The organism is Mesorhizobium sp. ES1-4, assembly GCF_020164745.1.
GTDB lineage: Bacteria > Pseudomonadota > Alphaproteobacteria > Rhizobiales > Rhizobiaceae > Mesorhizobium.
The window spans coordinates 18,537-31,201 of record NZ_JAIUGV010000025.1 but is presented as its reverse complement, the minus strand read 5'-3'; the positions used below and the strand labels follow the sequence as shown (position 1 = coordinate 31,201).

Annotated in this window: 13 protein-coding genes and 1 pseudogene; 4 read left to right on the top strand and 10 right to left on the bottom strand. The window is 59.2% G+C overall.

The genetic code is table 11. The annotated features are described in order from the left end of the window. Positions 1-9: 9 nt before the first annotated feature. Positions 10-285: a hypothetical protein gene (locus LB556_RS29445; RefSeq protein ID WP_127262750.1), complete on the bottom strand. Its 276-nt coding sequence runs from the start codon at positions 283-285 to the stop codon at positions 10-12. Between the two features lie 839 nt (positions 286-1,124). Here LB556_RS29445 and LB556_RS29440 point away from each other — a divergent pair. From LB556_RS29440 to LB556_RS29425, 4 genes and pseudogenes are all read left to right on the top strand, one after another. After that, entirely contained in the window at positions 1,125-1,406 is a 282-nt protein-coding gene (locus LB556_RS29440; RefSeq protein ID WP_029356603.1) for an acyl carrier protein, read from the top strand. After that, positions 1,407-2,615, top strand: a complete 1,209-nt coding sequence (locus tag LB556_RS29435) for a beta-ketoacyl-[acyl-carrier-protein] synthase family protein (protein WP_063169394.1) — start codon at positions 1,407-1,409, stop codon at positions 2,613-2,615. A 772-nt stretch (positions 2,616-3,387) separates the two neighbouring features. Next, positions 3,388-4,431: pseudogene (nifA, locus tag LB556_RS29430) on the top strand (nif-specific transcriptional activator NifA); the annotation flags it as partial. Positions 4,432-4,895: 464 nt separating this feature from the next. Next, positions 4,896-5,462: a sugar O-acetyltransferase gene (locus LB556_RS29425; protein WP_024505228.1), complete on the top strand. Its 567-nt coding sequence runs from the start codon at positions 4,896-4,898 to the stop codon at positions 5,460-5,462. A gap of 307 nt (positions 5,463-5,769) precedes the next feature. On the opposite strand, the gene LB556_RS29420 is transcribed toward LB556_RS29425, so the two are convergent. From LB556_RS29420 to LB556_RS29380, 9 genes are all read right to left on the bottom strand, one after another. Continuing rightward, positions 5,770-6,663 (bottom strand): SIR2 family NAD-dependent protein deacylase, encoded by an 894-nt coding sequence (locus tag LB556_RS29420; protein WP_024505229.1) that lies wholly within the window; start codon positions 6,661-6,663, stop codon positions 5,770-5,772. A gap of 34 nt (positions 6,664-6,697) precedes the next feature. Continuing rightward, positions 6,698-6,910 (bottom strand): putative nitrogen fixation protein NifT, encoded by a 213-nt coding sequence (gene nifT, locus LB556_RS29415; RefSeq protein WP_024505230.1) that lies wholly within the window; start codon positions 6,908-6,910, stop codon positions 6,698-6,700. Further along, positions 6,907-7,227 carry a nitrogen fixation protein NifZ gene (locus tag LB556_RS29410; RefSeq protein WP_024505231.1) on the bottom strand — a complete coding sequence of 107 codons (321 nt, stop codon included), beginning with the start codon at positions 7,225-7,227 and terminating at the stop codon, positions 6,907-6,909. Before LB556_RS29410 ends, nifT begins: the two co-directional genes overlap by 4 nt. Before the next feature lie 85 nt (positions 7,228-7,312). Continuing rightward, the gene (locus LB556_RS29405; RefSeq protein WP_024505232.1) at positions 7,313-7,507 is read right to left on the bottom strand and encodes a 4Fe-4S binding protein; all 195 of its coding nucleotides are present in this window, start codon (positions 7,505-7,507) and stop codon (positions 7,313-7,315) included. A 29-nt stretch (positions 7,508-7,536) separates the two neighbouring features. Beyond that, a complete protein-coding gene (gene nifB, locus LB556_RS29400) occupies positions 7,537-9,018 on the bottom strand; it encodes a nitrogenase cofactor biosynthesis protein NifB (protein ID WP_063169393.1) in 1,482 nt (493 codons plus the stop codon). A gap of 273 nt (positions 9,019-9,291) precedes the next feature. Continuing rightward, the gene (locus LB556_RS29395) at positions 9,292-9,363 is read right to left on the bottom strand and encodes a helix-turn-helix domain-containing protein (protein ID WP_245467364.1); all 72 of its coding nucleotides are present in this window, start codon (positions 9,361-9,363) and stop codon (positions 9,292-9,294) included. Positions 9,364-10,069: 706 nt separating this feature from the next. Then, positions 10,070-10,786, bottom strand: a complete 717-nt coding sequence (locus tag LB556_RS29390; protein WP_063169392.1) for an alpha/beta fold hydrolase — start codon at positions 10,784-10,786, stop codon at positions 10,070-10,072. A 255-nt stretch (positions 10,787-11,041) separates the two neighbouring features. Then, positions 11,042-11,341: a ferredoxin family protein gene (locus LB556_RS29385; RefSeq protein WP_024505235.1), complete on the bottom strand. Its 300-nt coding sequence runs from the start codon at positions 11,339-11,341 to the stop codon at positions 11,042-11,044. A 12-nt stretch (positions 11,342-11,353) separates the two neighbouring features. Continuing rightward, entirely contained in the window at positions 11,354-12,658 is a 1,305-nt protein-coding gene (locus tag LB556_RS29380; RefSeq protein ID WP_063169391.1) for an FAD-binding protein, read from the bottom strand. Positions 12,659-12,665 lie beyond the last annotated feature (7 nt).

Below are 12,665 nucleotides of genomic sequence, written 5' to 3'. Positions count from 1 at the left end.
TCTTGTCGATCACATCAGTGGTCTTGGGCGCTGTACGGCCGGGTGAAGACTTTGCAGGTGGCCCGGAAAGCGTTTGACCTGCAGCGAAGCAATTGTCGTCATTACGCGCTCGACCCGGGCGCCCAGCTTGGCATAAGGGCTACGTGGCCTCAGGAAGCGTCGTCGCCAATGCAGACCATGGACGAATTCCCAGCCGATGCCGAGATGCCGGTCGACCGTGCCTGTCGCCGTCCGGTGATGCGATGCCCCCGAGCGGATGAGTTCGCCCCGGATGCTCCCGGTCACGACGCACGGGTTCGGGTTCCAAGGCGCTCAGTTTTGTTCGCGCCCAATCGGTGTAGGACGCGGCAGAAATACGAGCGTGACGAAATCGGAAAGAATGATCCTGAAGCGGCGATTCGGTAGAGCCGGGTCAAACTATCCGACGAAATAAACGATCACTGGATGGGCGGGGGAGCGTCGCAAACTGGAGGGCAAGAGCTCCCGGACGCAGCGTTAAGTTTGAATACCTCCGCGGACATGGTCGCGAGCTTATCGCGCAAATAAATCGAGCAGCCGAGCGCCGGCCGCACTCATGACCGGCTGGGCTCGGTTAATCCTGCATGCCGCGCCCATGAGGTTACTTGTCCGGAGTGCGTCGAGCACAACGAGGAGATGTAGTTCACGATCTTTGAAAAGCGTGGTCAACCATCCAAAGTGTGGATGCCTTTCATCGAAACAAACGATTTCATCAATGTTCTGGAATCCTGCATGGGCAGAAGCACCTGATGGACACCGATGCCCCCACTGCCTCATGGCGTGGCGAGCGTCTTAAGAAACCGCCCGAAAGGAGATTTTTCATGCGCTCTACCGGGCAGTGGAGTGCTGGGAAAGGGAGTTGCAACTGACCGGCCATGTCAAACTGTCCGACTTCTTCCGAGCCTATGGACAGACCGGGAGACGCGCACGTGTAGCGGCTCACATCGTCATACTGCACCTACGCCACACACCGGCCGGACCTGATCCGGCTTTATGAGCATTGGGCTTTGTCAGTTGCCCAAGCGTGATGGCTTTCGCGACGCGGCGCGCCTCAGGAACTGAGCCGCGTCCAGGTCGAAACGCGGGAAAGAAAGACAGGAAACAGAATGGCCGATCAATTCGCAACGGACGTCATTGCCCTGATCAAGAAACGCGCCGAGTCGGAGAGCGGTGAGGGAATGCCTGCGTCATTCGTCGGCGAGATAACAATCGCCACGGAACTGGACGCGCTCGGGTTCGATTCGCTGGGTTTGGCGGACGTCCTCTGGGATGTGGAGCAGGCCTACGGCATCAAGATCGACATGAACACGGCCGATGCCTGGTCCAATCTCAAGAATGTCGGCGACGTCGTGGAAGCCGTCCGCGGCTTGCTTGCGAAGGAGGCTTGAATGGACAGGCGCGTCGTTATCACCGGAGTGGGCGGCCTGTGCGGACTGGGCACCGACGCCGCCTCTATGTGGAAAGAGATGCGCGAAGGCCGCTCCGCCATCGGCCCGATCGCCAATTCCGAGCTTCATGACCTGGAGGGCATGACCGGCGCTGAGATCAAGGCGCTGCCCCAGCACGACATCGATCGCAAGCAGCTCGTCTCCATGGCCCGCTTCAGCTTGCTCGCCGTGCTTGCAGCGCGCGAAGCCATGCGGCAGGCCGGACTTTCCTGCGACGAGGGGAATGCCCATCGCTTCGGCGCGACAGTGGGCGTCGGCGGCTTGGGCTGGGATGTGATGGAGGAAACTTACCGGGCCCTCCTTTTGGACGGCGCGAGGCGAGTTGGCATCCTCGCTGTACCCAAAACGATGCCAAGCGCCGCCGCCGGCCAGGTGAGCTTGAGCCTCGGCTTGCGCGGGCCGGTCTTCGGGGTGACCTCCGCATGTGCCTCGGCCAACCATGCGATCGCCTCGGCGGTGGACCAGATCAAGCTGGGCCGGGCCGACGTAATGGTTTCCGGAGGCAGCGACGCACCCTTCGCATGGGGCGTGCTGAAAGCATGGGAAGCAATGCGCGTGCTTTCACCCGATACCTGCCGGCCCTTCTCCGCCGATAGGAAGGGCCTGGTGCTGGGCGAGGGTGCGGGCATGGCCGTGCTGGAAAGCTACGAGCATGCCACGAGGCGTGGTGCCACAATTCTTGCCGAGATCGCCGGCGTCGGCCTTTCCGCCGATGCCTTCCACATTGCCGCGCCATCTGTCGAGGGGCCAGCGTCGGCGATGCGCGCCTGCCTTGCCGATGCCGGGCTGAATGCCGAGGACGTCGACTATCTCAACGCGCACGGCACCGGTACCAAGAGCAATGATCAGACTGAAACGGCGGCGATCAAGCGTGTGTTTGGAAACCACGCTTATTCGATGTCCATCTCTTCCACCAAGTCCACGCACGCGCATTGCCTCGGCGCAGCGAGCGCGCTTGAAATGATCGCCTGCGTGATGGCAATCCAAGAGGACGTCGTGCCGCCGACCGCCAACTATCGCGAGCCAGATCCCGCTTGCGACCTCGACATCACACCCAATGTGCCGCGCGAGCGCAAGGTGCGCGTCGCCATGAGCAACGCCTTCGCCATGGGCGGTACGAACGCAGTTCTGGCATTCAGGCAGGTGTAGAAGCCATGCAAGACGCCTCATTCGAGGTCACCTGTCGTATCTAGCTGCTTGAGGGGCGGGGCATTGTGATACAGGGAGGGCTGTGGGGTCCCTCCTTCTCGGCCTCGACGATGTGGGAGGAGCCTGTGCGGCGAAACGGGCTAGACGCCCCCAGGCCCAGAACTTGGGCGAAACCAACTCCCACCAAAGCACAGCCGCTTTAGTAGCCGAACAATGAAGCCTCGCTCGACGAGCCGCCGCCTCTACTGTCAGCGGCATCACGCGGTTGAAGCGAACAGCGCAGCGGCTACTGTTTCCCGCACAACTCGGACGGCAATTGGGACAAGTCCGCACATGTCGTCACGTAAGCTGAACGCCGCAGGTACAGCCAAATTGGGGGCGGGGCGTTTCTGCCGTTTTGATAGAATTCTATCAAACTGACAATTTTCCTTGCACGAATGCAAGGAGAGCTCGATTGACTCCCCTCCTTTCTTGTCAAGGATGGGTTTGCAGGCTGCGGTGCGGCAGAAGCCGGACAGAACGGCGACCGGTCGAGTAAAGGCCTGCGCAAACAAGCGCGCATATTGCGGGCGCCCGCACGGAGGAGAAGACGCTCGTCCTGGTGAAAGACAACGATGCTCAGGCGCCATTGCCATTTGCCGAGGGGGTCCGCGCGCCGGAAATTTCGAAGCAACAAAGGTGAGATCGAGAATGATGATGGCGAAATACAACACAGCTCACCGTCCAGTGCAGTTCTACCGGCGGGTGGCGGAGTGGGATGGGCTGCCAAATGGAACGTAAAAAGATCAGCAAGGAGATGCTTGGCGATAGTCAGGCGCTGCGCAAGCTGCGTGAGCACCTTGTCAAGGTGGCCAAGGCGAAGACTACGGTCCTGTTGCGAGGTGAATCCGGAACCGGCAAGGAGCTGGTTGCCAAAGCCATTCACGAGCTCTCGCCTCGCGCCAAGCAGCCCTTCATCAAGGTCAATTGCGCGGCGCTCACCGAGACGCTTCTGGAATCTGACTTGTTCGGTCATGAGAAGGGTGCCTTCACCGACGCGAGCAGTTTGCGCAAGGGGCGCTTTGAGGCTGCCGACAAAGGCACATTGTTTCTGGACGAGATTGGCGAAATATCAGGTTCGTTCCAGGCTAAGCTGCTGCGTGTCCTGCAGGAGCAGGAGTTTGAGCGCGTCGGCAGCAACCACACCATTAAAGTTGATGTTCGCGTGATTGCCGCAACGAACAGGGACTTGGAAACGGCAGTTCAACGCAAGGAGTTCCGGCAAGACCTCTATTATCGCATCAACGTCGTCACTTTACGCGTGCCGGCATTGCGCGAAAGGCGAGGTGATATTCCGCTCTTGGCCGCTCAGTTTCTCAAGAATTTCAATACTGAGAATGATCACACGCTGACCTTCGCTCCCGAAGCGATTGAGGTGCTAATGAACTGCGAATTTCCAGGTAACATCCGAGAGCTCGAAAACTGCGTTCAACGGACGGCAGTTCTGGCGACGGGTCCATCAATCCTCAGAACTGACTTTGCCTGTTACGCGGATCAGTGCTTGGCCGCGGCGCTGTGGAAGAACGGACAGCCGACGTCAGAGAAGTCGACTACGATCGAGCCTTCCGCCGCCTGTGCCGCCCCGCCCGTCGGCGACGGGCAAGCGCCGATAGGCCCTGCCACGACTCGTGGTAGGGTGCCCGATGCCGATACGGTCATTGCTGCCATGGAAAAGTGTGGCTGGGTGCAGGCAAAGGCGGCGCGCCTGCTCGGTTTGACCCCGCGCCAGATCGGCTACGTGCTGAGAAAACGCGGTATCGAGATCAAGCGTCTCTGAAACAACCCGCCGAGCAAGAGCTGGAGCAGGTCAAGCATTGGTGCTCTGGCGCCGAGCCCATCGGCCAGGCTTACGAAGTGGGTGTGAACAGCGCTGCCAAGATTCCGGCCGTGTGCTTTCTACCACCAGTCGTACTGGGGCTCTGCGACTGACAAACTAAAAAGGAGTAATCCTCTGGCGGGACCTGGTCGATACATTAGCTGATGGCTTACCGCTCGATATCACGCAATCTGAGATGGGCATGAAAGTGAGTTCGACCGCTGGACAGTTGCCGACTTCGTCAGGTATTGGCCCCTGCGACCGGTTGATCTCCGATATCCAAATTCTTGGAAGTTGGTCGAGACGAAACTGTCGCCCCGGCTCGTGACCGACCGCGCGCCCGGCAAGATCGAGTTACAAAGTTGCCGAGGCAGTTTGATGTGCGTTCCTGCATCACTGTACGGGACACGACCTGACGGGAGACTATGATGCGTAGCCAAAAAGAAAAGATGCTCGCAGGCGAGTTTTACAATGCGGCGGATCCGGAGATCCAAGCTGACCTGTTGGCAACCGGGGCTTGGCTCAAGCGGTACAATGATACGCTGGGGCAGACCACGGGGCATTGGCATGAGCTTTTGTCCGAGCGGCTGGGAGAGGTTGGGCGCGGAACGGTCATCCGTCCGCCCTTTTTTTGCGACTACGGATTCAATATCCGCATTGGAGCCAATGCCTACATCAACTTCAACTGCGTTATTCTTGACGTGGTAGAGGTCAAAATCGGGCAAGGAACGGCAATTGGGCCTGCTGTGCAGATTTATACCGCCGATCATCCACATGATGCCGAGCAGCGGCAGGCCGGCCTGCAGGTCGGGCGTCCTGTTCACATTGGCAGCCGTGTCTGGATCGGCGGTGGAGCAATCATTCTGCCTGGCGTCACGATTGGTGATAATGCAGTGGTAGGCGCTGGCTGCGTGGTCACACGAGATGTTCCCGCCGGGGCAAAGGTAGTGGGAATTCCTGCTCGCGTGGCCGACCCACATAAACAGGCATAATCAACCTCGTTGACCCTGGAGGTGCATGCGAACTGTCGAAACTGTGCCGAATTTTTGTCGAAGCCATTGAGCGCTGCATATGTTGTCGCGACTCGGGCGCTTCAGTTCTTTTGCCACGGGGGTCACAAGATCATGTGCGTAATGCCGCCGCAACGTGCTCACGTCCCGCAGCAGCGGACCCTTTCACATGGCCCAACGAATTCAGAGCCTACGTTGTGCTGCCACTAGCATTACTGCTCACGAATGTATTCCCAACTGAGTTTTCGCCCTTGGAGGCAAGCAGCGACTCACCAGCAATCGCCGGCCATTAATCCTGGCTAGCATCGACCCCGACGAGGCGAGCCGCGGCGTTGCGGATCGGCATGTCGATGACCGTGATTGCGCCTTCGGCAAGGAAACGACGTTCGTTTCTGGTCAGCGTAGCCGAATCGATCACCGCAAAATGTGGGCCAGTGGAGCGCTTCATCAGCTGTCTGGCATATGTGCGCAGCATCTGATCGTTGAAGCGGCAGCCCACGAAGAAAAAACCCCGGTTGACGCGCCGTTGCTTCACCGCGTCCGGGATCGGCGTCTGGATATCAATTTCGGTTAGGACTTCGACGTAATCGGAATCAGCCACGAGGAAGTTTGCCGCCGGCCTGACGCTGCCGTGCGGCGCATAGAGCACCGTCCTAGCCACTTGTTCGGCCTCGAGTTCTGTTCCTGACAAATCGTAAGTTCTCGTCCAGATGTTACCGATTCCGGTCGCGCGCGTCGTTCCTTGTATCTCGACAACGTCTGTTTGGCCGGCCTCTGCAAGGGCTGCTCGCATGGCGCCATCGTACCAGCTGTCGATGATGACAGACAGTTGAAGGGTTGCGAGCCAGGCGTGAAGAACGGTCGGCTCGGCGGGGGCTGCGAATATCTCCGCCATCCACGCTTGGAGAGTCCGACGATGTCGGCGCTGCTCGATAAACTGCGCGACCGACCACATATTGGTGCGAATCCTGGAAGGGGCAGGCGCCCGCTTGTTGAGGGCCGCGGCGACATCTTCAGGGGTGCAAGGTACAGGGGATTCCGGTGGGTTAAGCTGCAGAAGACCAGGACCGAGATAGGGGATCACTCGATCGGCCTTGAGAGCGCCGTTCAGCAGGTCAATCAGTTTTTTGGCAAAACTGCCCCGGACGACGACGAGATGGTCCCAGCTCAGCATCGTGTTCATACGCGTTTCCTCTCCGCCACTGAACCCACCGGCATCAGGCCCCGTCGGAAATCTTCATCGCCTCGACGGTGATCGGCAAACGCGTGTCGCGCGGAAGGTCGGGCAGCATGAGCCGCCAACCGTTCCTGAGCGTCACGGTCCCGCCCCATAAGTCAGCGTTCTCAATCTCGGTGATCGGCTCTTCGAGATCCTTCTTGGGGACATAAGCCGACAAGCCAGTAGCGGTCCTGCGAATCATTACTTTCATCCGGCTGTTCCCCCGTTGGAAATGCCTTCAGCTCCGCAGGGAACCTCGACTTTGTCGAGGCTAATGAGTTCGCGCGCTCGCATGCCGACGACCGTGCCACGATCGATCCATTCGACCGCATAGATGAAGAATTGCTGGAGAAAGGTTCCAATGTCGCGCACGTAGCCTTCGTCGCCCTTCCGCACGAGGTTTTCGCCGATCTCCTTGCCGGGATAGGTGCCGTCGTTTTTTATGTGGCGTATCGCACGGACCCGCTCACCCTGCATGAACCGTGGCGGTCTGCCGATTTCGACCTCCTGTTCGCGTCTGGACCACATGCTGTCCATTCCTTTCTCGAGGCTTTTGTTGTGGTCGCGGGTTGCAGGCGTCGTCGTGCGGCGAACCCGACCGTTTCGGTAGGAATCAAGCGGGAACGCAGGTTTTCGGTACCGGACAGACCGACACGCATTGCTGCGTATCGAAGGCCTCCTTGCATTCGGTGCACTTGTTTGGATCGATCACATAGGCGTCGCCCTTGAACTTGATCGCTTCCGAAGGACATTCGAACTCGCAGGCCCCGCATTGGGTACATTGGGATGCGATGATCTTTAAAGCCATTCTAACTCCTGGTTATCGGACGAGACGGCTCAGGCCGTCGCCGCTAGTGGTCTGATCCCAAACTCTGCCGCGTAAAGTGCGCTGACTGCGGTCTCGATGTAGTCATGGCCATAGGCGTCGGTTACGCGCAGTCCAACTCGCGAGAGTTGTTCCTTCGGGCGATTTCCGATCTTGGCGCATAGCACTATGTGTATGCCTTCGAGCGCTGCGATGACGCCCTCGAGGATGGCGTCTTCGCCCCCGCCTCCGAGGCAATACCGCTCGACCTTCCGATGCCCGACCAAGCTGATCCCTCTAGGCGAGACTTCATAAACCTGGAATTCCTTCGCGTGGCCGAAGTGTTCGTTGACCCGTCCACCTCCCTTAGTGGCCACCGCAACCAGAAGCGACTTTTCGGAGTCTGTTGCCTTGACCATACCGATGGCCTCGCTCCTCGCCGCCTCATGATCACGGCGCTCGTGTGCGACCACCTGCCGATAGGCCTGACGCTTGCCAGCATCGTAGGCGACATCGTCGGGAATACCGTCCAGCGTGAATTCCTGGCCACGATCTTCACCGAGCAGGCCGACAGCATCTGCCCGGCACTGCCGGCAGTGGCGCATCAACTTGGCGCCACCTTCAAGTCGATCCTGAAGAGCCATCATCTCCGTTGCCGTTGGGCCGCGCTGCCCGATGAGTCCGTAGTGGGTACCGTGCGCCGGGTCCGAAATCAGAGGCATCACGTTGTGCAGAAACGCGCCCCGCTCCCTGACCATTTTGTTCACCTCAAACAGGTGCTGGTCGTTCACTCCAGGAATCATCACCGAGTTGATTTTGGTGAGGATGCCGCGCGCGCTCAGCATCTCCAGGCCCAGCATCTGCCGCGCGTGCAAGATTCGAGCGGCTTCGATGCCGAAGTAGCGGCGATTTTCATAAAAGATCCATGGATAGATCTTCGCGCCGACTTCCGGGTCGACCATGTTGATGGTGATCGTCACGTGATCAACATTCATTTCGGCAAGCTCGGCGACATGGTCCGGCAGCACGAGCCCATTAGTGGAGACGCACAGCTTTATGTCGGGGATTTCCCTGATGACGCGGTCGAACGTTGCCTTCGTTTTCTCCCAATCGTAACAGGCATCCCCCGGCCCAGCGATGCCAAGAACCGAAAGCTGCGGAACTTTGTTGGCAACGGCGATGACCTTGCGTAGCGCTTGGTCGGGCGTCAACTTCTCAGACACAACACCAGGCCGGCTCTCGTTGGCGCAATCGTATTTGCGATTGCAATAGTTGCACTGGACATTGCAAGCCGGCGCGACCGCCACATGCATACGCGCGAAATAATGATGCGCTTCCTCCGAAAAGCAGGGGTGATCCTTGATCCTTTCCCAAATAGCCGGATCCTCTTCGCCCGGGCTGGTCGGCGACGAGCCGTAGGAAGACGATGCGCAGCCACCGGATTTCGCGGCTGCCAGAAGACCCTCGGATGTCGTGCTAGTCGGCCCCTCAATCGAAACTGTCGGTGAGGACATCAAACGGCTCCGTTGCTGGTAACGTCGCGGTTCAAGGTGCAAGAGCCATACCAACTGAAAAAAGCGGCTTCAGTTCACTATTCGGGTCGATATCGCATTGTGTCAGGCCGGCGCGACACAATTTTGTCCTGCTTGCGACAGTGCAAGTCCAAATCCGTTCAGAAGCACGAAGCACTCCTTGTCGCGCACAGGGCGCGCAAGACCACTGGCCTGACGATTGGCTCATCAGGCTCTTAGAAGTTCCTTCACCTCGATACTATGCCGGCGTATCGCCTAGCCGACTTGTCGCAGCTTGAGGCCGAGAATTCGAGCCGCATTAGCCTGAACCCAGCCGGCCTTCTCCATTGTGTCGATCAGCCGTCACGCTTCGTCCGCCGCGGTCCCAGCCCCCGTCCGGCCGTATCGTTAGAATCGCAAGTGGCCATCTCGTGTTCAGGCGGGCGCCGATGCGCCGAACCGGCATCGTGCTGGCCCGTGAGAGCTCGTCGATGACATTGCCACGTTCCGAAAGATTGGTTCCTTCCAGAGGAGAACGCCAAGCACGCAGTTCTCCGGCTCGCGGACGTTGCCGGGGAAATAGCATTGCGAGATCAGCTCAACTGCCGACGGCGCAAAGCCATGGTTCTCCATATTTCAAGGGTAAGCGCTGTGTCCTTCCAGGAGGACCCGCGATCTGTGGGCCTGCCGATTCTGAGGTGGATCGGAGATCGGCTTGTGTCTGAACTTGAACTTACGATTGACCCTGAGCGGCAGCCTCGGCGTTTTCGAGGGTGATCAACGGCGCTGTTGGTCGGCGGCATTGGTCGATGGACGACAAGGCACGGAGTCATCTCCGAGACCCTGGAGCCGACGCGGTGATCTCGGAGGTTGCCCGGCGCTACGGGCTGCGGCCGCGGCGGAACGCTCGCAAGCTTGCGACGTCGGCAGGACAGGCCACTCCCGCCTAGTGGTTTCGGTGGCGCCACCGGAACGACCCGTTGGGCCTACATCCTTGCACCAGAGCTCAAGGCCACGGCCTGAGAATCGGCCGCCGCTCCCCCTACTTGGTTCCTCAGCCGACAGCGCTAAGAAGGAGAGCAACTTCCGTCGGCGCGAGGATCATTGCGTCGTGGCCAGTGGCGAGTTCCTGCCACGCCCAGCCATCCTGCTTCGCGACCCATTCTCGCGCTCCCGCCATCGGCGGGTGGAGTGGATTAGTGCAGACGACATAGGTTCGGGGTCTGCCGTTGCCGAGCGGGTGCTCGAGCTTAAGTCCGCTTTCGTAGGTGCCTGCCGGATGCGGTGTTATCCGGCGCCGCACCCAGTCCGTGAGCGAGTGTCCCTCGGGAGTGCCGAATGCTGTTGGCGGCGGAGTCGGCATGAAGATACCCCGTCCTTCCTCCGCAACCAATTTTCGACGGGCGGCGACGATGTCGGGGGGCATGGTGCTGAATACACTTTGACCGCTCTCGACGATGGCGCCGTCGAGATAAACGAGATGGCTGATATGGTCGGGTATCCGGTCGGCGGCGCCGGTGATGCTGATGCCGCCTAGACTGTGACCGACAAGGATCACATCGCTCAGCTCTTCCGTTACAATGTGGTTGACGATGTCGGTCACGAATGTGTCGGGCGTGATGTCCTTGCACAGCAAACGTGCGCGTTCGCCGACACCTGTCTGGGTAGGCGTGGTCACGTGGCATCCCATCTTGCGAAGATTGGCGGCGACGTCCCGCCAACACCATCCGCCATGCCAGGCACCATGCACTAGCACATACGTCTTTATCATGGATTGTGCCGTTCCATTTGCTCACCGGCCGTTGTGGCTGCCATCCGGCACGATGGCCGGACATTGTCCAAAGGGGCTCGACCACGTTACCGGTGGTAAGTCCGGCACAGGCGCCCCGTGGCCTGAGGATACCCCTACCAAGTCGAGGAAACTTGAATTGCGAAACCCAATATTCACTAGCTCTTTGCAAGTGGATGGAGAGGCTCATGGTGTGCCGCAGTTGCTCGCTGCCGGCATGCTCTTGGCACCGGCTGATCATCCGAACTTGAACAGGACACCAAAGCCGCCGCGCGGATAGTTCCACTCGATGTCGCCGCCTTTCTCGCACAATATCCGGCAGGTGCCGCATTCCATGCAGCCGTCGGCGGTGATCTCGACTTGACCCTTGTCATTCAACTCATAGCATTTCGCCGGACAGACGTAGGTCAACGCAAGCAAGTTCGCGCTTGGCTTGTCGTGCGGTCGCACTATGATATGGGGGCGGCCGGAATCGACCAGATAGCGGTTCTGGTAAAGTTTGTCCTCGACACGAACCTTCGTCACTGCGATCGTCATCTTGTACCCTCTTCAGCGCCATGCCAATGCCAGGCGGACCGCGTCGCTGACCAACCCCCAGCGCGAGCGCGCGTTGATGAAGGCGGCCGTGGTGTTCTTTTCCTTCTCGATCTTCGGCGTGCCGTCGACACGCATGAAGGTCTGAGCGGCATGCGACATCAACCGCGGATAGCTGTCAAAAAAGTTGCTGGAATTGGTGTGGAGTAAGGCTGGCATGTCCTTGTATTTCTTAAGATCCTTGATCACAAAGGAGTCATCCAGCATCGTCTTGTAGAGCGCAAGGTTCGCTTTGGTCATAGGACCGTTGCGGCTTTTGACTTTGATGATCGCCTCAGCCGCGACACGACCCGAGGTCATGGCAAGGTTCGAACCCTCACGGTGAATGGCATTGTTCAGTTGCGCTGCGTCGCCGACGATGACCCAACCGTCGCCGAATAGCTGCGGAATGGCCCTGTAACCACCTTCGGGGATAAGATGGGCGGCATATTCTTTCACCTCCGAGCCAGCGATCAGCGGCCGGATCGAAGGATGGTTTTTCATCGCATCCAGGAGGGCGGACGGGCTCTCCATCGTCGCGGCGAAATCCGAGACCAGGCAGCCGATGCCGAGTGAAATCGACTCCTTATTGGTGTAAAGGAAGCCGAGCCCGGCCATGCTGCGAGAGATCGTGCCCACGGCCTCGATTACGCAGCCTTCATCGCCCTTCACCCCGAACCGCTGGCCAATGACCTCTTCGGGCAAGAAATGCATTTCCTTGACGGCAATCGCCACGGTCTCCGGCTTCGGCATCTCGCGCAGGCCTGCGCGAGTGCCAAGCAATCCCGACACCCCTTCTGCGAGAACGACCACATTCGCGAAGACCACTCCGCCAGCCCGGTCTGTGCGGACGCCGATCACCTTGCCATTGCCATCACGGACGAGTTCCGTCGCGGTCGTCTCACACAGGACCGTCGCGCCAGCCTCGCGCACCTTGCGGGAAAACCATTTGTCGAACTGGGCGCGGATGATCGTGTAGCGGTTGGGTTTCGCCTCATTGAAGTCGTCCGACCGGTAATGAATTCCGGTGTGAGACGTGTCGTCCATCACCCAAAGTCGCTGTTCGACCAGGTGCCGCTCGAGGGGCGCATCATCCCGGAAGTCCGGGATGATCTTCTCCAGCATGTTCGCGTACATTATGGCACCCTGGACGTTCTTAGAGCCCGGATATTCCCCGCGCTCCAACTGCAGGACCTTCAGCCCCTGGCTTGCCAAAGTGTAAGCAGCTGCGTTTCCAGACATGCCGGCTCCGACCACAATGGCATCGAATTGTTCAATCATGTCCTCT

Coding starts and splice junctions, on each gene's coding strand:
- LB556_RS29440 (WP_029356603.1), top strand. CDS start 1,125: ATGGCCGATCAATTCGCAACGGACGTCATTGCCCTGATCAAGAAACGC.
- LB556_RS29435 (WP_063169394.1), top strand. CDS start 1,407: ATGGACAGGCGCGTCGTTATCACCGGAGTGGGCGGCCTGTGCGGACTG.
- LB556_RS29425 (WP_024505228.1), top strand. CDS start 4,896: ATGATGCGTAGCCAAAAAGAAAAGATGCTCGCAGGCGAGTTTTACAAT.
- LB556_RS29420 (WP_024505229.1), bottom strand. CDS start 6,663: ATGAACACGATGCTGAGCTGGGACCATCTCGTCGTCGTCCGGGGCAGT.
- nifT (WP_024505230.1), bottom strand. CDS start 6,910: ATGAAAGTAATGATTCGCAGGACCGCTACTGGCTTGTCGGCTTATGTC.
- LB556_RS29410 (WP_024505231.1), bottom strand. CDS start 7,227: ATGTGGTCCAGACGCGAACAGGAGGTCGAAATCGGCAGACCGCCACGG.
- LB556_RS29405 (WP_024505232.1), bottom strand. CDS start 7,507: ATGGCTTTAAAGATCATCGCATCCCAATGTACCCAATGCGGGGCCTGC.
- nifB (WP_063169393.1), bottom strand. CDS start 9,018: ATGTCCTCACCGACAGTTTCGATTGAGGGGCCGACTAGCACGACATCC.
- LB556_RS29390 (WP_063169392.1), bottom strand. CDS start 10,786: ATGATAAAGACGTATGTGCTAGTGCATGGTGCCTGGCATGGCGGATGG.
- LB556_RS29385 (WP_024505235.1), bottom strand. CDS start 11,341: ATGACGATCGCAGTGACGAAGGTTCGTGTCGAGGACAAACTTTACCAG.
- LB556_RS29380 (WP_063169391.1), bottom strand. CDS start 12,658: ATGATTGAACAATTCGATGCCATTGTGGTCGGAGCCGGCATGTCTGGA.